The sequence below is a fragment of the Streptomyces sp. NPDC002742 genome, assembly GCF_042888885.1.
GTDB lineage: Bacteria > Actinomycetota > Actinomycetes > Streptomycetales > Streptomycetaceae > Streptomyces.
Window position 1 is genome coordinate 106,216 of sequence record NZ_JBIAQF010000011.1, and the last position, 18,002, is coordinate 124,217.

The window sequence follows — 18,002 nt, forward strand, 5'->3', positions numbered from 1 at the left end:
TGTTGCATGACTGTGAGTTAGTCGCACGTATGCAAGTCCCTTTGAGGGGACCCTATTTGCACCGCCTCGACGTCAGCTCGACCAGGCTCCGGAGCTGCGAGGCATCTGCGGGGGACGCCTCGAAACCTTCGGACACGACGACCCGGTCATCCGGCGCCCGAGGCCGGCCATGGCCGGAGCGGACCGTCGCAGCACCTGCCCGCCACAGTTCATCCACTCATGAACGGAGTAGGCCTTGATCGCCGAGGCTAACGCCGCCACACCGCGGTTCGACACTAGAGAACCGGCCCTTATCGCCCGTGCACTCGCGGGTGACCGGGACGCGTTCGGGGAGCTCTACGCTCTGCACCACCCCGCGGTGCTGGCTTACGTACAGCGCCGTGTACGCAATCGGCAGGTCGCCGAGGACATCACCGGTGAGACCTTTCTCAACGCCTGGATGAAACGCGGCACTTTCACCTACCGCGGCATCGGCTTCGTCGGGTGGCTGATCACCATCGCCCGGAACAAGGTCATCGACCACTGCAAGAGTGCCCAGCGTCGCGAGTTCGTCGTCGAGGACATGCTCGGCTTCGACGAGGACCTCACTGTCAGCACCGAGGACACCGTACTGATCAACCTGGACGAGGAGTTGCTGCTGCAGGCTCTGGAGCAACTGCGACCGCCACAACGTGAAGTCCTCACGCGTCGGTTCCTCATGGAGCTCTCGGTGCTGGAGACGGCGCGTCAGATGGAACGGTCCGAAGGCGCGGTGAAGACGCTTCAGTTCAGGGCTCTGGCCAAGCTGCGCAGCGAGTACCTGGGGGTGGCGGCATGACCACGGTGCCCGGGATCCGCACGGCCGTCGAAGCGGACCTTGCCGAGCAACTCGGCACGTTCGCGCGGGAGTTCGTCGCCGAGCTGGAGGCGCAGGGGCGCCTGGTGGAGGTGGGCGGTGCGGGGGTCCTCGAACGGCTGCGGGCACAGGTCGAGGCCTGGCAGAACTTCCCGGAGGCCTACCACGCGGCCGTCGACACGATCGTCGAGGACTGCGGCTACCCGAGCGAGGTCGCGATGAGGATCGCCACCGCGCTCAACCGCAAGGGGCTGATCCCGGGCGGCGAGGACTCCGGGCGCCGGCCCGACCGCGCGCCCGCGTCCGCGCCGAACCGCACGGAGCCCGCTCCCGGTGGCGAGGACTCCGAGCCCCGGCATGATCGTGCGCCCGTCTCCGGGCCGAACCGCAACGGGCCGGCCCTGGGTGGCGAAGGCCCCGAGCCCCGCCCCGACCATGCTCCCGCGTCGACGCCGAGCCGCAACGGGCCGGTTCCCGACGGCGAGGACTCCGAAGTGCGGCACGACCGTGCTTCGGAGTCCTCGCCGCTCGTGCCGGCCGCACGCGGTGCGATCGTGCTGCGTCTCGCCGACCGGGGCGCCGGACGGTCCATGGCGGACTACGGGCCGGCGTCGGTGCCCAGGCGTATCGACGGCCAGGTTCCGCGGGTGCGGCCGGCCGCCGCGCGTCCGCGCGCCGTCGGATGGGGCAGTGCCTCCGCCCGCGCGGTCTCCGTCGCCGCGGGCCTGCAGTCGGACCACCTCGCGCGCCTGGAAGCCATGCAGATCTCGGCGGACGGCGAGCGGGTCACGGTGGCGATCAAGGCCACGTGCCTGGCCGACTGGGAGTACTGGCTCGACGCCATCGGGGCTTCTCGCAACGTCCGGACCAGGACGGCCGGGCACGCCCAGGTGGCCGCGGGAACCCTGGACGGAGTCGCTGTCCACCTGACCGCGCACGGCGTCCCCGAACTCCTCCAGGAAGCGAGCGACGCGGCCGCCGACCCCTTCTACCTCTGGGGGCGGATCTACGACCTCGGAATGGGGCAGGTCGACCGGACCGATCGCATCTGGCTGTCCCTCGGCCGGAGACAGGACGAGCGCGGTATGCCCCTGCTGATCCTGCGAGGCACGGACGGCCCCCCTTATCCGCTGGCTTCGATCGTCATGGCGCACGGCCCGCTGACGGCCACCCCCCTCCCCTCCGACGGAATGGCCGGGGACAGTGCGTGATCGTCGGCGGGGGCCGCCGCTTCCGCTGGCCGTTTCTCATCCATGGCGCCCCTCACCTCTGCACGAGGTGAACCAGGGCCCCGCGTCCACAGATGTCGCCGGGTCTTGTACTGCACCTGGCGCAGAGCAACCCTGATCAGCAGTAGGCGCCATCGCTCGACGTGGCTGGTTTCCCACCCTCCCGACAGTTCCCCGCAACGGTGCCGATGGGGCACATCGGCCCTGATCCGTCCACCGATGGCGTGTCGGTGCCAAAAGGTACGCACGCGTCTTTGCCCCGGCCACGCCCACAGAGAGGCGCCAGGAAGTTCAATGGGCGGTGCTCAGGGGCGTACTTCTCAGGCCCACGCATGAGTGCTTTGATGTTGATTCCAGCGGGGTTTCCCGGCTGGCCTGTTACTTGCCATCCCCTCCAGGGTGGCGAGACGGCTCCTCTCCATGCTCCGCAAAGCTGGAGGGGCCGTCGGCCGGGCCCGGCGTACGCGCCGGGCCCGGCCGTAGTACCGGGGCGCGTGGGTGAGCGCATCAACGGCACACCCGCGCTGTCGAGCGCCCCCCGTGCGCCCTGTGGCGGCCGAGGGGCGAACCGGTAGCGTCCTCCTTCATGCGGAGCATGGGCCGCCGTGTCGCTCGAGAGAGGGGCACGGCGGAAGCCGTCCCGCCGGCGCTCCCTTCAGCCCTCGCGGGCACCGCACGGGCGCCACGCGGACCCACCACGGACGGACGCGCCCCGCGGCTCGGCGGACTCCACCACGGACGGACGCGGCCCGCGGCTCCCGGAGTCGCCTCGGTGGACCACGCACTCAGCCGCCGTGGCCGCCCGCGACAGGACCTTCGTAGGGCAGCAGCTCCGGTCGTTTCGCCGGACGTCCGTCCCCGGACGAGCGGCCGGTCAGCCGTCGTCCGATCCACGGCAGCAGATGCTGCTGGGCGAAGCGGGCGTCCGCGCCGCGCCGGGCGACCCAGCCGGGCGGCGGCGTGGGCGCCATCGGGGTGCGCCACTCAGGGTCCTCGGCCTCGTAGCCGAGGGTCTGCCAGACGGCCTCGGCGACCCGGCGGTGCCCCTCGGCGGACAGATGCAGCCGGTCGACGTCCCACACGCGCGGGTCGGCGAGCGAGGGCGCCCCGTAGAGGTCGACCACCAACGCGTCGTGCCGCGCGGCGAGCTCGTCGACGACGGTGAAGAGCTCCTCCATGCGGGGCCGGAAGCGTTCGAGGACCGGACCGTCGCGGCCGGGGCTGCGCATCAGGACGAGCCGCTCGCAGGCGGGGGCGAGCCGTTCCACGGCCTCCTCCAGGAGGCCTCGCACACGTCCCATGTCGACCTTGGGCCGCAGGGTGTCGTTGAGGCCGCCCACCAATGTGATCACGTCGGGTCGCATGGCGACGGCCACGTCCACCTGTTCGGCGACGATCTGCCCGATCAGCTTCCCGCGCACGGCGAGGTTGGCGTAGCGGAAACCGGGTGTCCGGGCAGCCATCCGGGCCGCGAGGAGGTCGGCCCATCCTCGGTAGGAGCCGTCGGGCAACAGGTCCGACATGCCCTCGGTGAAGGAGTCGCCGACCGCGACGAGGCTGGTGTAGGTGGCATTCATCTGCATGGCGGGAAAGATGGTAACCCGAACACATACTCATCGGTCGGTCGGGCTGGGTCGGGCGGCCGGTGCCGCCCGGAGCCGGTCGGCAGGTCGGCTGCTGCGGCCGGTGCGACCGGTGCGGTTCGCATGGTGTCCACGGTGTGCACGGCTCTCCTGCACCGGCTGCCCGAACAGCTACACCGGCTACCCGAACAGCTCCCTGAGGACGTCCTCCATCGTCACCAGCCCCGTGAGCCGACCGTCGCTGCCCATGACGCCCGCGAGATGAGTACGACTGCGGCGCATCGCCGTCAGGACGTCGTCCAGGGGAGTGCTCTCCCGGACGCGGGCGATCGGCCGCATGTCCTCCACACGGAACGGCTCCTCGCGCGGGGTCGCGTCCAGCGCGTCCTTGACGTGCAGATAGCCGACGATGCGGCGCCCCTCGTCGACGACCGGGAAGCGGGAGAAGCCCGACTCGGCCGACAGCCGCTCCAGCCCCTCCGGAGTGACGCCCACGCGCGCGTAGACGACGCGTTCCACCGGGAGCACGACGTCGTGCACGGGACGGCGGCCCAGCTCCAGCGCGTCGTGCAGCCGCTCCTGGGCGCGGTGGTCGATCAGCCCGGCGGCGCTGGAGTCCTGGACGAGCCGGGCCAGTTCGTCGTCGGAGAACGTCGCCGAGACCTCGTCCTTCGTCTCGACCCGCAACAGCTTCAGCAGCCCGTTGGCGAAGGCGTTGACCATGAAGATCACCGGGCGCAGCGCGCGGGAGAGCGTGACCAGCGGCGGTCCGAGCGTCAGCGCCGTCCGCACGGGTTCCGCGAGTGCCACGTTCTTCGGCACCATCTCGCCGAGCAGCATGTGCAGATACGTTGCCAGGGTGAGCGCGATGACGAAGGAGACCGCGTGGCCCGCACCGGACGGAACACCCAGCGCGTGGAACACCGGCTCCAGCAGGTGCGCGATCGCGGGCTCGGCGACGATGCCGAGCACCAGGGTGCACAGCGTGATGCCCAGTTGCGCCGTCGCGAGCAGCACCGAGACGTGTTCGAGGCCCCAGAGCACGCTGCGCGCCCGCCGGTCGCCCCGCTCGGCGTGCGGCTCGATCTGACTGCGGCGCACCGAGATCAGCCCGAACTCCGCGCCCACGAAGAAGCCGTTCACGACAAGCGTCGCGAGCCCGATCAGCAGTTGTACGGCGGTCATCGCGCGCCCTCCTCGGCGTCGTGCGGTGCGTGCAGCAGCACGCGCGCGGCGCGCCGCCCCGAGGCGTCCACCACGTCGAGCCGCCACCCGGCGACCTCGACGGTGTCTCCCTCTACGGGGATGCGGCCGAGCTCGGCCGCGACGAAACCGGCCAGCGTCTCGTACGGCCCGTCGGGCACCCGCAGCCCCACCCGGGCGAGCTGGTCGGTGCGGGCGGACCCGTCGGCCGAGTACAGCGCCCGGCCCTCGTCGTCCGTGCCCGCCGGAGCGAGGTCGGGAGTCTCGTGCGGGTCGTGCTCGTCGCGTACCTCGCCGACGACCTCCTCGACGATGTCCTCCAGGGTGGCGACCCCGGCCGTACCGCCGTACTCGTCGATGACCACAGCCATGGTGCGCTTGCCGGCCAGCCGGTCCAGCAGCCGGTCGACCGTCAGCGACTCCGGTACGAGCAGCGGCTCGCGCATGATCTGCGAGACGGGTGTCTGCGTCCGGCTCGAGGCGTGCACGGTCAGCACGTCCTTGATGTGCGCGACGCCGACGACCTCGTCGAGGGTTCCCTGGTAGACGGGGAAACGGGACAGCCCGGTGGCCCGGGTCGCGTTCGCCACGTCCTCGCAGGTGGCCTGGACGTCCAGCGCTATCACCTGGACGCGCGGTGTCATCACGTTCTCCGAGGTCAGGTCGGCGAGGTTCAGGGTGCGCACGAACAGCTCGGCGGTGTCCGCCGCCAGCGCGCCCTCCTTGGCGGAGTGCCGGGCGAGCGCCACCAGCTCCTGGGGCCCGCGGGCGGAGGCCAGCTCCTCGGCGGGTTCGAGGCCGAAGCGGCGTACGACACGATTCGCCGTGTTGTTGAGATGGGCGATGAACGGGCGGAACGCGGCGCTGAACCAGCGCTGCGGCGTCGCCACCCGCTTGGCCACGGCCAGCGGCGCGGAGATCGCCCAGTTCTTGGGCACCAGCTCGCCGACGACCATCAGGAAGAGCGTCGAGAGCGCCGTTCCGATGATCAGGGCCACCGAGTTCGAGGCCGAGGGCGGGACCCCGATCGACTCCAGGGGACCCGCGATGAGCTTGGCGATCGACGCCTCGGAGAGCATGCCGACGACCAGGTTCGTCACGGTGATGCCGAGCTGGGCGCCGGACAGCTGGAAGGTGAGGTTCCGTACGGCCTTGAGGGCGCCGGAGGCGCCCCGCTCGCCGCGCTCCACGGCACGCTCCAGCTCGCTGCGTTCGACCGTGGTCAGCGAGAACTCCGCCGCCACGAAGCCGCCGCAGGCCAGCGACAGCAGAACCGCCACCAGCAGCAGGAACACTTCGGTCATCGGGTCACCTCCGTCCCATGGTCGGCCAGGGTCGGGGGGATCGCGCGATCTCCGCGGCCACCGTGGGGATCACGGCTCCGGGTACTGGGAGGCTCGCCCATGGGCGGACGCTCACACCTTTCGTCGAAGGAACGATTGCCCAACAAGGGTAAAGGAAAGGCAAAGGAGCCTCCTTGGTGGCCCCTGCCGCCCGTCGGCGCCCTGGAGTCCTAGTCGGTGAGCGGCTTCACCCAGCGCCGCCAGCGCTCCTCGGGCGCATACCCGGCCGCGCGCCAAGCATGGTGGGCGGTCTCGTTCCGCTTCAGCACCATGGCGTCCCCGCGCCGCCCTCCGAGCCGTACGAAACGCTCCTCCGCCGCGGCGAGCAGCGCCGAGCCGATGCCGAGGCGGCGTCGATCGGGATGGACCGCCAGCCGGTACAGATGGCAGCGCCAGCCGTCGAAGCCCGCGATCACCGTGCCGACCAGTTCCCCGGCGCGTTCCGCCAGCAGCAGGGCCCCGGGATCCCGGGCGACCAGCCGTTCCACCCCATCCCGGTCGTCACTGATGCTCGTGCCCTCGGCGGACACCTTCCAGAAGGCGAGAACGGCATCCAGGTCCTCGGGCCGCGCGGCTCGTATGCGCAAGTCGGTCATGGTCCGATCCCATCACGCGGGCCGCACGCCGGAACGGTATTTCCGCCATGCGGACGGTCACCGGCCGCGCAGTGCGCGGACCACGGGAGCGAAGGCCTCCAGGTTCGGCTCCAGCACCGTCAGATACGAGAATCCGTACCGCTCCCGCTGGGCCCGCACCTGTTCGGTGATCTGCTCCACGGTGCCCACCAGGACGATGGGCAGCTCCAGGACCTGGCGTTCGGTCAGCCGCGGGATCCGGGGCAGCCACGGCCCGATCGCGGCACTGCGGTTGTCGGTGACGGAGACGATCTGGATCAGCAGGTTGAGCTCGGCGGGCTCCTCGCGCGCGGCGGCCGCCTCCCGGTAGAGCGCGACGCGCTCGTCGAGTTCGGTGGCCGTGACAGGTTCCAGAGCGCCGTTCCGCCGGGCGCGCGCGCCCGTGAACGCCGCGATGTCCGCGTGCTCGGCAGCGATACGGAGCATCCGGTCGCCGTTGGCCCCGATCAACAACGGTACCCGCGGCGGTTCGCCGGGCCGCGCTCCGGGAGTCGCCCCGCCCGGCCGCGGCGTGGCGCGGGCGAGCTGGTCCGAGCCGCGGAGCCGCTCCAACTCCTCGACCGTGCGCAGGAGATGGTCGACGCGCTCGCGCGCGGTGCCCCAGGGCAGGCCCGCCGCCTCGTGCTCCGCCGGTACGTACCCCGTGCCGAGGCCGAGTTCCAGGCGGCCGCCCGTCAGCGCGTCCGTGGTCGCCACCTCACGGGCCAGCAGCGCGGGATTCCAGAAGCCCGCGTTGAGCACGAACGTGCCGAGCCGGGGCCGCTCGGTCGCCCCGGCGGCGGCGACCAGCGACGGGAAGGGGGCGGGCATGCCCAGATGGTCCGCCACGGTGATCACGTCGTAGCCGAGCTCCTCGGCGCGGCGGCACTTGGCGGCCCACTCGGCGGCGGGCGCCGCGTCGATCAGGCTGACGCCGAAACGGAACGGGCGCGGCATGAACCATCCCTTCTCCTGGAGGACCGAGGACTTGCCCCGGCGCTTGCCCCGGCGCCGGCGGCTCGCCGCGACTGCGGGAGGCTCCCCCCGGTCCCGGCGGACCGGGGCGAGCCGGTCGTCACTCGTGTGCGATGGCCGCGAGCACGTTCATGCGGGACGCGCGCAGCGCCGGAAGCAGCGCCGCGACGATCCCGACGACCGCCGAGCCGATCACGACCGCGACGATCGTCGTCCAGGGGATCGCGAGCGCCTCCATGCCCTGCAGCGCGAGCACCTGCTGGACACAGACACCCCATACGATCCCCAGCGCCAGACCGAGGACCGCGCCGAACACGGCGATCACCACGGACTCCAGACGGATCATCCGGCGCAACTGGCGCCGGCCGAGACCGATGGCGCGCAGCAGTCCGATCTCGCGGGTCCGCTCCACGACCGACAGGGCGAGGGTGTTGACCACGCCGAGCACCGCGATGACGATCGCGAGCCCGAGCAGCGCGTACACGAGGTAGAGCAGCACGGCGATCTGGTCGTGGACCAGCTTCTTGTAGTCGGCCTGGTCACGGACCTGGACCTGCGGATACGGAGTGAGGGTCTTCTCCAGACGGGGGCGCAGCCGGTCCGGGGCGGTGCCCGGGGCCGCGTTCACGTACAGCGCCGAGTCCTGCCCGCCGGGCACGTACTTCTCGATCGTGCCGAAGCCGATGACGAGCCCGCCCTGCATCCCGAACCCTCCGCTGCCGGCCTGGTCCGTGAGCGCGCCCACCGTCAGATCGGTCCTGCGGCCCGCCGGGAACTCGACCGGAATCCTGCTGCCGACCCGCACGTCGTGGTCCTCCGCGAACTTCGCGTCCATGGCGATGTGCCCGTCGCCGAGCGCCGCCGCGGTGTCGCCCCGCGCGTAGGTGATGTGGGCGACCTCGTCGAGCCGCGGATCGTAGGCGCTGGCCGTCGTCTCGACCCGCTTGCCGTCGGGCAGCCGCACCGCGACCGGGGTGAACCGCTGGCGGATGACGAGCCCGACACCATCGGTGGCGCGCACCTTGTCCGTGACCTCGTGCGAGAACGGCACGAAGTTGGCGTTCTGGAGCACGAAGTCGGCGCCGAGGGTTTTGTCGATCTGCTGGTCGAAGGACTTGCTCATGGACGCGCTGGCCACGGACATCCCGCCGACCAGGGCGAGCCCGACCATCAGCGCAGCCGCGGTGGCGCCCGTGCGCCGTGGGTTGCGCAGCGCGTTGCGCTGACTCATCCGGCCCACCGGGCCGAAGATCGCCGGGAACGCGCCCCCGAGGACGCGGATCACCGGCCGGACGAGCAGCGGTCCCGCGATCACCGTTGCGATCAGGGTCAGGACGACACCGAGTCCCAGCAGGGAGGCCGCGGTCGAGGTCTTCGTCGAGGCCGCGCATCCCGCGAGAGCCGCGGCTCCGGCCGCGCCCACGACCCCGCCCACCACGGCCCGTACCCGCAACGGCCGTCCCACGCCCGCGACTTCGGCGTCCGAGAGCGCCGCCATCGGGGAGACACCGGCCGCGCGCCTGGCCGGGAGATAGGCCGCGACGTAGGTGACGCCGACCCCGACGGCGTACGCCGCCACGGGTGTCGGCCAACCGATCACCATCTCCGTGGACTTGAGGTTCATGCCGAACGCGGTCATCAGCTTGATCAGGCCGACCGCGAGTCCGATCCCGGCGGCGAGACCGAGTGTCGAGCCGACCAGGCCGAGGAGCAGTGCCTCGGTGAGCACCGACCGGCGCACCTGGCGGCGGTCGGCGCCGAGTGCCCGCAGCAGCCCGAGTTCCCGGGTGCGCTGGGCGATCAGCATGGAGAAGGTGTTGACGATGAGGAATATGCCGACGAGCACCGCGATCCCGGCGAAGCCGAGCATCACGTACTTGATGACGTCGAGGAATCCGCCGAGCTGGGCGGCGGCCGACTTCGCCTGCTCCTCCGCGGTCTTCACGTCGTACGTGCCGCTGCCGAGTTCGGCGGAGACCCGCTGCTTGAGCACGGCGTCGTCGACACCCGGCGCGGCGTCCACGGAGACGCTCGTGGCGACGTCGGAGGCGCCGAGCAGCTTGGTCTGCGCGGTCGGGGTGTCGAGGAAGATCAGCGCGGCACCGGGGTTGGTGGTGGTGAAGGTGGCGATCCCGACGATCCGCACCTCGAACGAGCCGGGCTGCGCCTGCACGGTCAGGGTGTCGCCGATGCCGAGGTGCTTCTTGTCGGCGGTGTCCGCGTCGAGCAGTGCCTCGCCGCTGCCCTGCGGTTCGTGCCCGGAGGTCAGCTTCACCGGACTGCGCTCGGTGATCTGCCAGTTGGTGACGATGGTGGGGGCGCCCGTCGTCGGTCCGACCGACTTGTCGGCGCTGTCGACGACCGGGGCGTTCTCCACCGACGCGTCGACATGGGTGGCGGCGACTCCGTCGACCTTCGCGAGCCGGTCCGCGAGCGAGGCGGGCACGGTCTCGGTGGCGCCGGTCGGCAGCTGCGACTTCAGGTCGTTCTTCGGCTCGACGGTCACATCGGCCGCGGTGGAGGCGAAGAGCCGGTCGAAGGTGCGGGTCACCGTGTCCGAGAAGATGAGACTGCCCGCGACGAAGGCCACGGACAGCACGATGGCCAGCGCCGAGAGCAGCAGCCGGCCTTTGTGCGCGAGAAAACTTCGCAGTGTCGCCTTGAGCACGACCGCCTCAGTCCTTGTCGAGGGTTACGTCACCGGAGTCGCGGCCGGGAGCGATGCCACCGGATCCGCCGTGGGCCGTGTCACCCGCGTCGTCGGCGGGGGCCCTAGCAGCGGAGTCGACCTGGGCGGGGGCCGTGGCACCGGAGTCGGCCTCGGCGCGGGGTGCGGCGCCGGAACCGTCGGCGGGCGTCGCTTCACCGGACTCGCCGCGCCCGCCGTCGAAGGTCACCCGGGTCGTGTCGAAACGCTTCATCCGCTCCAGCACGGCTTCGGCCGAGGGCCGCTCCATCTCGTCCACGATCCGCCCGTCCGCGAGGAAGAGCACCAGATCGGAGTGGGCCGCCGCGCCGGGATCGTGCGTGACCATGACGACGGTCTGGCCCAGTTCATCGACGGCCTCGCGCAGGAAGCCGAGGACTTCGAGCCCCGCGCGGGAGTCCAGATTGCCGGTCGGCTCGTCCGCGAAGATCAGCTCGGGCCGGGAGGCGAGCGCCCGCGCACAGGCGACGCGCTGTTGCTGTCCCCCGGACAGCTGGGCGGGCCGGTGCTTCAGCCGGTCGCGCAGCCCGAGGGTGTCGATGACCTGGTCCAGCCACTTCTGGTCGGGCTTCTGGCCCGCGATGTCCATGGGCAGCGTGATGTTCTCCGCCGCGTTCAAGGTGGGGATCAGATTGAAGGACTGGAACATGAAGCCGATCCGGTCCCGTCGCAGCCGGGTCAGCTCGCGGTCCTTCAGTCCGGTGATCTCGGTGTCGCCCAGCCAGACCTGTCCGGCCGAGACGGTGTCGAGGCCCGCCAGGCAGTGCATGAGGGTGGACTTCCCGGAGCCCGAGGGGCCCATGACGGCGGTGAACCGGCCGCGCGCGATGTCCACGTCGACCGAGTCGAGGGCCAGCACCGTGGTCTCGCCAGAACCGTACGCCTTGGTCAGGCCGCGGGCGCGGGCGGCGATCCCGTCCCCCTCCGCGCGGCCGGGAACCTGCTCCGCAGCAACTGTGGACAAGACCGCCTCCTCTGTCATGGATGTCCGGACTCCTCGTCCGGCCCGAGCGTAGTGTGATCGGGGGCACACCCGGTATCCCCCCTAGGTCCCGGGCGGTCTCCGTCCCAGGGTGTGTCCCTGTTGTCGATGTAAGGGGCAATCTCCACCGTGGTTCTCCACCCCTGGGTCAGGCCCTCTTGCCCGTGCTAGCGATATCGCGCTAGCTTCGAAGGATGGCGAAGACTCAGCTGAACGTCCGGGTGGACGAAGGCACGGCGCGGGCCGCCCGGGAGCGAGCCCTGGAACGGGGGATGAGCGTGAACCGCTACATCGAGGAGCTGGTCCGGCAGGACACCGGGGAGGTGGGCCACACCTTCGTGGAGGCGGCCGCCGATTTCATGAAGCAGTACGAGTCCGTGTTCGCCGAGGAATTCGGCCCGGACCGTGAAGGCACCCGCGAAGGTCGTCGTTGATCCCTTGAGCAGTCTCAGAGTCGATCTTGCCTGGCTCCTCATGATCGCCGAACAGAAAACGCCCGGAGATCCCCAGGTCACCGACTGGGGAGCCCTCGTCGCCGCGGTCAGCCGGCACGAGGCGGAGATCTTCGGTATCCCCGTCTACGACAGCCCGCACGCCCGCGCCGCCGCGCTGCTCCAGCTCCTGCTGCACGTCCCGGCGCTCGAACGCTCCAACGCGATGTTCGCCTCGGCCGTCGCGTACGCCTATCTCGTCGCCAGCGGCCTGAAGGTCGTCACCTCACCCGAACAGGTGAGGGAACTGGCCCGCCTGGTGAAGAGCGGCGAGGCCACCGTGCACGACATCGCGCACGAACTGCGCCGCTGGAGCCTTTGACAATGCTCCCGTGACCGACCGGGTGGTCCCGGACCGACGGGAGAGTCCTGGGCCGACCGGGAACGTCTCGGGAACGTCCTAGTCGAGCGGTCGGCGGGCGGTGCCCAGGACGCAGTACGACGTCGGCAGGCGCGGTCCCTTCTCGGGCATCGACAAGCGTCGGTACGGTCCCAGCTCGAACCCCGCCGCACGCAGCGCGGCGATCGGTTCGCGGGCCACGTGACAGCCTCCGCACAGTCGGGGCCACACCGTGGCGTCCAGGCCCCGCTGGACGGACCCCATCAGCCGTCCGCCGCCCCTGCCGTGTTCGAAGAACCGCACCGTGCCGCCGGGGCGCAGCACCCGCCGCACCTCGGCGAGCGCCCTCGGCACGTCCCGCACGCTGCACAGCACCAGCGAGAGCACGGCGGCGTCGTACGCCTCGCTCTTGACCGGCAGGGCCTCCGCGGTACCCGGCACCACATCGACGGGCACCTCGCGGCGCAGCGCCGCCTCCACCGCCAACTGCCGGAGCAGCCGCTCGGGTTCGATGGCGACGACCTCCGAGACGGTGCCCGGATAGTGGGCGAAGTTCAGGCCGTTGCCCGCGCCGATCTCGATGACCCGCCCGGACAGCCCGGCGAGCAGGCGCTGTCGCACCCCGCCCATCCCCATGCGGGTCTCCGCGCCGACGCTTAAGCGGGCGTAGTAGCGGGCGAACACCGGATGGTGCACGGCCTCCGGCGAGACCTTTCCCGAGCCGGCGGACCGGAGCGGCAGGATCGGCATGACGGACCTCCCGGGGAACAGGGCTTACCGGGATTCTCCCCCCGGGACGTCCGCCGCACGCGCCCCGCACGCGGGAGCGCCCGCTACGTCAAAGGGCCCGACACCGATGCTCGCCCGGACGGGTGAGGGTGCGCCGTGCCGCCACACGCGCCCGGGTACCCCTGCCCGGAGCCCGGAGCCCGGAGCCCGGAGCCCGGAGCCCGGAGTGCCGTGCCCGGAGCCCGGAGCCCGGAGTGCCGTGCCCGGAGCCCGGGGTGCGGAGCCCGGGGTGCGGAGCCGTTCGCACCCGGGGTAGCCGGCAGGGGGTGCCCGTCAGATCCTGTGTTCCGCCGCGAAGGCGTCCGCGTTCCAGCGCCCGCCCAGCCGGTGGTCCAGCCAACTCGGCGCCCCCGCACGGAATTCGGCGGGAGAGTACGACCCCGCGCCCGCCGGTACCGCGCCCAGCAGCGGCGCGCCGGACACCGCCGGAAGGTCCGCGAGATTGCACCGCATCGCGAGATCGGGGGAGTCGGGCCAGCTGCCGATCACCAGGCCCGCGAAGTCCAGCTCACGGCGCCGTAGTTCACGGGCCGTCAGTTCCGTCGTGTTGAGCGTGCCCAGTCCCGCCGAAGCGACGACCAGCACGGGCGCGTCGAGCAGCCGTGCCGTGTCCGCCAGCGTCCCGTCCTCGTCGTCGAACCGGACGAGCAGGCCGCCCGCGCCCTCGACCAGCACCAGATCGTGCTCGGTGGCCAGTTTGGCGGCGGCCTCCGCCGCCGACTGCGGGGACACCGCCGCCAGTCCGGCTCGCCGGGCGGCCGTCGCGGGCGCCAACGGCTCCGGGTAGCGGCCCAGTTCGAGCGTCGTGACGGCACCGGCGAGCCGGGCCACCTCGTCGGCGTCGCCGCGATCGTGCGGTCCCACGCCTGTCTGCGCGGGTTTCAGGACCGCCACGGACCGCCCGGCCGCGAGAGCCGTGGCGGCGACGGCGGCCGTGACGACCGTCTTGCCGACCTCCGTGCCCGTCCCCGTGATCACCAGTACCGCCATCTCAGCCCTCCCGTGCCGCCGCGCGGACCGCGCGGGTGATCCGTGCCAGGTCCGTGTCGCCCGTGACGTACGGCGGCATCGTGTAGACGAGGTCGCGGAACGGCCGCAGCCACACGCCCTCGCGTACCGCGGCCGCCGTCGCCGCCCTCATGTCCACCTCGTGGTCGAGCTGGACGACTCCGATCGCTCCGAGCACGCGTACGTCCCGGACGCCCGGCAGGGACGCGGCCTCCGCGAGGCCGTCCCGCAGACCCGTCTCGATCCGCTTCACCTCGGTCCGCCAGTCCTGTCCCAGCAGCAGGTCGATCGAGGCGCACGCCACCGCGGCGGCGAGCGGGTTGCCCATGAAGGTCGGGCCGTGCGCGAGCACCGGGACCTCGCCGCGCGAGATGCCCTCGGCCACCCGGCTGGTGCACAGCGTCGCCGCCATCGTCAGATAGCCGCCGGTCAACGCCTTGCCGACGCACATCACGTCCGGGGTGACACCCGCGTGGTCCGCCGCGAACAGCTCACCCGTACGGCCGAAGCCGGTCGCGATCTCGTCGAGGACCAGCAGCACGTCGTGCGCGTCGCAGGCCTCGCGCAGCACCCGCAGATACGCGGGGGAGTGGAACCGCATCCCGCCCGCGCCCTGGACCACCGGCTCCACGATGACGGCGGCGAGCTCGTCGGCGTGCCGCCCGATCAGCTCGCGCAGATGGTCGGCGTACGACTCCTCGTACCCGGCAGGCGGCGCGTCGGCGAACACCTGCCGCTGGAGCACGCCCTGCCACAGCTCGTGCATCCCGCCCTCGGGGTCGCACACCGACATGGGCTGCCAGGTGTCCCCGTGATAGCCGCCCCGCCAGGTCAGCAGCCGCTGTTTGCCCGGACGGCCGAGCGAGCGCCAGTGCTGGAGGCACATCTTGACCGCGACCTCGACGGAGACCGAGCCGGAGTCGGCGAGGAAGACGTGCTCCAGACCCTCCGGCGAGATGTCGACCAGCCGCTTCGCCAGTCGGACGGCGGGCTCGTGGGTGAGCCCGCCGAACATCACATGGCTCATGCGGTCCAGCTGGCCGCGTGCCGCCTCGTTCAGGACCGGGTGGTTGTAGCCGTGGATCGCCGACCACCAGGACGACATGCCGTCGACCAGCTCGCCCGTGCCGTCGGCCAGCCGCAGCCGGACCCCGCTCGCCGACTCCACGACCAGCGGATCCTGGCGGCCGGGCATGGGCCCGTACGGATGCCAGACATGCCGCCGGTCGAGGTCGAGCAGTTCCCGCACGGACAGCTCGGGCGCGGACAGGTCAGGCATTGGGCGCGAGATCCGTTCCGGCACCGCGGCGACGCACGGAGACGAGGTCCGTACGGGCGTCGGCGGGCAGCTCGGCCGCGGCCGCGGGCAGCTCGGCCGGAGCCGCCGGCGCCGCGGCCGCAGGCGCCTCGGCCGGAGCCGCGGAGGCCGAACCGCACACCCCGCCGCCCTCGTGGGACCCACAGCCGGCCTCGGCGTGCGATCCGCACCCCGCGCCACCGTGCGATCCGCACCCGTCCTCCGCACGCGATCCGCAGCCGCCGCCCGACGGCGCGCGGTGCTCCGGCAGCGTCACCTCGCCCGCGTTCTCCACCTCGAAACCGGCGTCCGCGATCATCTCCAGGTCGGCCTTGCCCGCCTGACCCTCACTGGTGAGGTAGTCACCGAGGAAGATCGAGTTGGCGAGGTGCAGGGCGATCGGCTGGAGGGTGCGCAGATGCACCTCGCGGCCGCCGGCGATACGGACCTCGGCGTCCGGACAGACGAACCGGACCATGGCGAGAATGCGCAGACAGCGTTGTGGGGTGAGGTTCCACTCCTTGGCGAGCGGGGTGCCCTCGAACGGGATCAGGAAGTTCACCGGAACGGAGTCGGGGTCGAGCTCGCGCAGGGCGTACACCACGTCGACGAGGTCCTCGTCCGACTCGCCCATGCCCGCGATCAGACCCGAGCACGCGGACAGCCCCGCCGCGTGCGCCTTCTGGACGGTGTCCACCCGGTCGGCGTACGTATGGGTGGTCGTGATCTCCCCGTACGTCCCCTCGGACGTGTTCAGGTTGTGGTTGTAGGCGTCCGCGCCCGCCGCGCGCAGCCGCTCGGCCTGGCCGTCGGAGAGCAGACCGAGGCACGCGCACACCTCGACGTTCTCGTTCTGGTCCTTGATCGCCTTGATGGTGTCGGAGACCCGGTCCACGTCACGGTCCGTCGGGCCGCGCCCGCTGGCCACCAGGCAGACCCGCTTGGCGCCCCCGGCCAGCCCGGCCGCCGCGGCCCGGGAGGCCTCGTCGGGCTTGAGCCAGCTGTACTTGAGAATCCCGGCCGTGGAGCCGAGGCGCTGCGAGCAGTACGAGCAGTCCTCCGGGCACAGGCCCGACTTCAGGTTGACGAGATAGTTCAGCTTCACCCGACGGCCGAACCAGTGGCGGCGTACCTTGCCGGCCGCGGCCACCACGTCCAGCACGTCGTCGTCGGAGGTGGCCAGTACGGCCAGTGCCTCTTCGCGGGTCGGCAGCTCGCGCCGAAGCCCCTTGTCCACCAGCGTGTTCAGCAGGTCCATGAGGTCCGATCCTGGACCATGCGACCGCTCTCGGCCAAGGAGAGTTTGCACAACAGAGACGGTTCGACGTGTGGGTATTGCCACATCTCGGGCCGCCGGAGCGACCGCTAGGGTCTGTTCACTGCCTACAAAACACCGCCACCGCACTGGCAGCGAGCCCCGGAGGACACATGGCGTTCGGCTGGATCGACGAGCAGGCCGAGGCGCGCCGCAGGGCCGGACTCGTGCGTACGTTGCGCCCGCGTCCCGCCGACTCGCCGCTCCTCGATCTCGCGAGCAACGACTACCTCGGGCTCGCCCGCCATCCGGAGGTCACCGAGGGCGCGGCCCGTGCCGCGCGCACCTGGGGCGGCGGCGCGACGGGCTCCCGGCTCGTGACCGGCACCACCGAACTGCACGGCGAGCTGGAACGCGAGCTGGCCGATTTCTGCGGCTTCGAGTCCGCTCTCGTCCTGTCCTCGGGCTACGCGGCCAACCTCGCCGCCGTCACCGCGCTCGCACCGCACGGCTCGCTGGTCGTCTCGGACGCGGGCAACCACGCCTCCCTGATCGACGGCTGCAGGCTGGCCCGCGGCACCACACAGGTGGTCGGTCACGCGGACCCCGACGGAGTGCGCAAGGCGCTCGGCACCCACGACGGACCCGCCGTCACCGTCTCCGACACGGTCTTCTCGGTGGACGGCGACGCTGCACCGCTTCGCGAACTCGCCCTCGCCTGCCGGGAGTTCAACGCCGGACTGATCGTCGACGACGCGCACGGACTCGGCGTCCTGGGCGACGGCGGCAGGGGCGCACCGCACGCGGCGGGGCTCGCGGGGGACCCGGACGTCGTCGTGACGCTCACGCTGTCGAAGTCGCTCGGCAGCCAGGGCGGCGCCGTCCTCGGCCCGGCGGCGGTCATCGACCACCTGGTCAACACGGCGCGCACCTTCATCTTCGACACCGGTCTGGCGCCGGCGGCGGCGGGCGCGGCGCTCGCGGCGCTGCGGTTGCTGCGCCGTGAACCTCAGCGGGCGGCGCGGGCGCGCGAGGTGGCCACGGCGCTGCACACCCGGCTGACGGCGGAGGGTCTCTCCGCGGTACGACCGGACGCCGCGGTCGTCTCCGTGCGGGCACCGTCCCCCGAACGGGCGGTGCGATGGGCGGCCGACTGCCGCGAGGCGGGCCTCGCTGTCGGCTGTTTCCGTCCCCCGTCGGTGCCCGACGGTGTTTCGCGGCTGCGGCTGACGGCCCGCGCGGACCTCACCGAGGAGCAGATCGAGTACGCGGTGGACGTGATCAGCCGGAACCGGTGAACCGGTGAGGTGATCGACCGGTGAACCGGTGGAGCGGTGAACCCATGGAGCGA

The 18,002-nt window shown here is 71.7% G+C and carries 16 protein-coding genes; 5 read left to right on the forward strand and 11 right to left on the reverse strand.

The window, feature by feature from the left end; genetic code table 11:
- The first annotated feature begins 235 nt into the window (after positions 1 to 235).
- Positions 236 to 817 carry an RNA polymerase sigma factor gene (locus tag ACFYW8_RS21140; protein WP_261704212.1) on the forward strand — a complete coding sequence of 194 codons (582 nt, stop codon included), beginning with the start codon at positions 236 to 238 and terminating at the stop codon, positions 815 to 817.
- A complete protein-coding gene (locus tag ACFYW8_RS21145; protein WP_389077671.1) occupies positions 814 to 2,046 on the forward strand; it encodes a BN159_2729 family protein in 1,233 nt (410 codons plus the stop codon). Before ACFYW8_RS21140 ends, ACFYW8_RS21145 begins: the two co-directional genes overlap by 4 nt.
- Before the next feature lie 803 nt (positions 2,047 to 2,849).
- Here the strand turns inward: ACFYW8_RS21145 and ACFYW8_RS21150 are convergent.
- The 7 genes from ACFYW8_RS21150 to ACFYW8_RS21180 form a co-directional block, all read right to left on the reverse strand.
- A complete protein-coding gene (locus tag ACFYW8_RS21150) occupies positions 2,850 to 3,647 on the reverse strand; it encodes an SGNH/GDSL hydrolase family protein (RefSeq protein WP_365870586.1) in 798 nt (265 codons plus the stop codon).
- 180 nt (positions 3,648 to 3,827) lie between these two features.
- The gene (locus tag ACFYW8_RS21155) at positions 3,828 to 4,832 is read right to left on the reverse strand and encodes a hemolysin family protein (protein WP_389077676.1); all 1,005 of its coding nucleotides are present in this window, start codon (positions 4,830 to 4,832) and stop codon (positions 3,828 to 3,830) included.
- The gene (locus tag ACFYW8_RS21160; RefSeq protein WP_389077681.1) at positions 4,829 to 6,154 is read right to left on the reverse strand and encodes a hemolysin family protein; all 1,326 of its coding nucleotides are present in this window, start codon (positions 6,152 to 6,154) and stop codon (positions 4,829 to 4,831) included. Before ACFYW8_RS21160 ends, ACFYW8_RS21155 begins: the two co-directional genes overlap by 4 nt.
- 209 nt (positions 6,155 to 6,363) lie before the next feature.
- On the reverse strand, positions 6,364 to 6,789 hold the full coding sequence (locus ACFYW8_RS21165; RefSeq protein ID WP_365870583.1) for a GNAT family N-acetyltransferase: 426 nt from the start codon (positions 6,787 to 6,789) through the stop codon (positions 6,364 to 6,366).
- A 57-nt stretch (positions 6,790 to 6,846) separates the two neighbouring features.
- Positions 6,847 to 7,764, reverse strand: a complete 918-nt coding sequence (locus tag ACFYW8_RS21170) for a TIGR03621 family F420-dependent LLM class oxidoreductase (protein ID WP_389077688.1) — start codon at positions 7,762 to 7,764, stop codon at positions 6,847 to 6,849.
- A gap of 118 nt (positions 7,765 to 7,882) precedes the next feature.
- Positions 7,883 to 10,450: an ABC transporter permease gene (locus ACFYW8_RS21175; RefSeq protein ID WP_389077693.1), complete on the reverse strand. Its 2,568-nt coding sequence runs from the start codon at positions 10,448 to 10,450 to the stop codon at positions 7,883 to 7,885.
- 7 nt (positions 10,451 to 10,457) lie between these two features.
- Positions 10,458 to 11,453 (reverse strand): ATP-binding cassette domain-containing protein, encoded by a 996-nt coding sequence (locus ACFYW8_RS21180; protein WP_389077698.1) that lies wholly within the window; start codon positions 11,451 to 11,453, stop codon positions 10,458 to 10,460.
- 212 nt (positions 11,454 to 11,665) lie between these two features.
- Between ACFYW8_RS21180 and ACFYW8_RS21185 the strand changes: the two genes are divergently transcribed.
- Positions 11,666 to 11,905: a toxin-antitoxin system HicB family antitoxin gene (locus ACFYW8_RS21185; protein ID WP_365870579.1), complete on the forward strand. Its 240-nt coding sequence runs from the start codon at positions 11,666 to 11,668 to the stop codon at positions 11,903 to 11,905.
- Positions 11,906 to 11,909: 4 nt separating this feature from the next.
- A complete protein-coding gene (locus ACFYW8_RS21190; protein WP_028800408.1) occupies positions 11,910 to 12,284 on the forward strand; it encodes a hypothetical protein in 375 nt (124 codons plus the stop codon).
- A gap of 78 nt (positions 12,285 to 12,362) precedes the next feature.
- Here the strand turns inward: ACFYW8_RS21190 and ACFYW8_RS21195 are convergent, their stop codons facing one another.
- The 4 genes from ACFYW8_RS21195 to bioB form a co-directional block, all read right to left on the reverse strand.
- On the reverse strand, positions 12,363 to 13,043 hold the full coding sequence (locus ACFYW8_RS21195) for a class I SAM-dependent methyltransferase (RefSeq protein WP_389078400.1): 681 nt from the start codon (positions 13,041 to 13,043) through the stop codon (positions 12,363 to 12,365).
- Positions 13,044 to 13,364: 321 nt separating this feature from the next.
- A complete protein-coding gene (bioD, locus tag ACFYW8_RS21200) occupies positions 13,365 to 14,081 on the reverse strand; it encodes a dethiobiotin synthase (protein ID WP_365870578.1) in 717 nt (238 codons plus the stop codon).
- Position 14,082: 1 nt separating this feature from the next.
- Positions 14,083 to 15,378, reverse strand: coding sequence for an adenosylmethionine--8-amino-7-oxononanoate transaminase (locus tag ACFYW8_RS21205; RefSeq protein WP_365870577.1), 1,296 nt, complete (start codon positions 15,376 to 15,378; stop codon positions 14,083 to 14,085).
- Complete coding sequence (gene bioB, locus ACFYW8_RS21210) at positions 15,371 to 16,654, reverse strand: biotin synthase BioB (protein WP_389077710.1); 1,284 nt, start codon at positions 16,652 to 16,654, stop codon at positions 15,371 to 15,373. Before bioB ends, ACFYW8_RS21205 begins: the two co-directional genes overlap by 8 nt.
- A 170-nt stretch (positions 16,655 to 16,824) precedes the next feature.
- Here bioB and ACFYW8_RS21215 point away from each other — a divergent pair, with 170 nt between their 5' ends.
- Positions 16,825 to 17,949 carry an 8-amino-7-oxononanoate synthase gene (locus ACFYW8_RS21215; RefSeq protein ID WP_389077714.1) on the forward strand — a complete coding sequence of 375 codons (1,125 nt, stop codon included), beginning with the start codon at positions 16,825 to 16,827 and terminating at the stop codon, positions 17,947 to 17,949.
- The last annotated feature ends 53 nt before the right edge of the window (positions 17,950 to 18,002 follow it).

Excerpts from the sequence above, each read along its gene's own strand:
- bioD (WP_365870578.1), bottom strand. The coding sequence starts at position 14,081 with ATGGCGGTACTGGTGATCACGGGGACGGGCACGGAGGTCGGCAAGACG.
- ACFYW8_RS21205 (WP_365870577.1), bottom strand. The coding sequence starts at position 15,378 with ATGCCTGACCTGTCCGCGCCCGAGCTGTCCGTGCGGGAACTGCTCGAC.
- ACFYW8_RS21185 (WP_365870579.1), top strand. The coding sequence starts at position 11,666 with ATGGCGAAGACTCAGCTGAACGTCCGGGTGGACGAAGGCACGGCGCGG.
- ACFYW8_RS21160 (WP_389077681.1), bottom strand. The coding sequence starts at position 6,154 with ATGACCGAAGTGTTCCTGCTGCTGGTGGCGGTTCTGCTGTCGCTGGCC.
- ACFYW8_RS21170 (WP_389077688.1), bottom strand. The coding sequence starts at position 7,764 with ATGCCGCGCCCGTTCCGTTTCGGCGTCAGCCTGATCGACGCGGCGCCC.
- ACFYW8_RS21145 (WP_389077671.1), top strand. The coding sequence starts at position 814 with ATGACCACGGTGCCCGGGATCCGCACGGCCGTCGAAGCGGACCTTGCC.
- ACFYW8_RS21215 (WP_389077714.1), top strand. The coding sequence starts at position 16,825 with ATGGCGTTCGGCTGGATCGACGAGCAGGCCGAGGCGCGCCGCAGGGCC.
- bioB (WP_389077710.1), bottom strand. The coding sequence starts at position 16,654 with ATGGACCTGCTGAACACGCTGGTGGACAAGGGGCTTCGGCGCGAGCTG.
- ACFYW8_RS21155 (WP_389077676.1), bottom strand. The coding sequence starts at position 4,832 with ATGACCGCCGTACAACTGCTGATCGGGCTCGCGACGCTTGTCGTGAAC.
- ACFYW8_RS21165 (WP_365870583.1), bottom strand. The coding sequence starts at position 6,789 with ATGACCGACTTGCGCATACGAGCCGCGCGGCCCGAGGACCTGGATGCC.
- ACFYW8_RS21150 (WP_365870586.1), bottom strand. The coding sequence starts at position 3,647 with ATGCAGATGAATGCCACCTACACCAGCCTCGTCGCGGTCGGCGACTCC.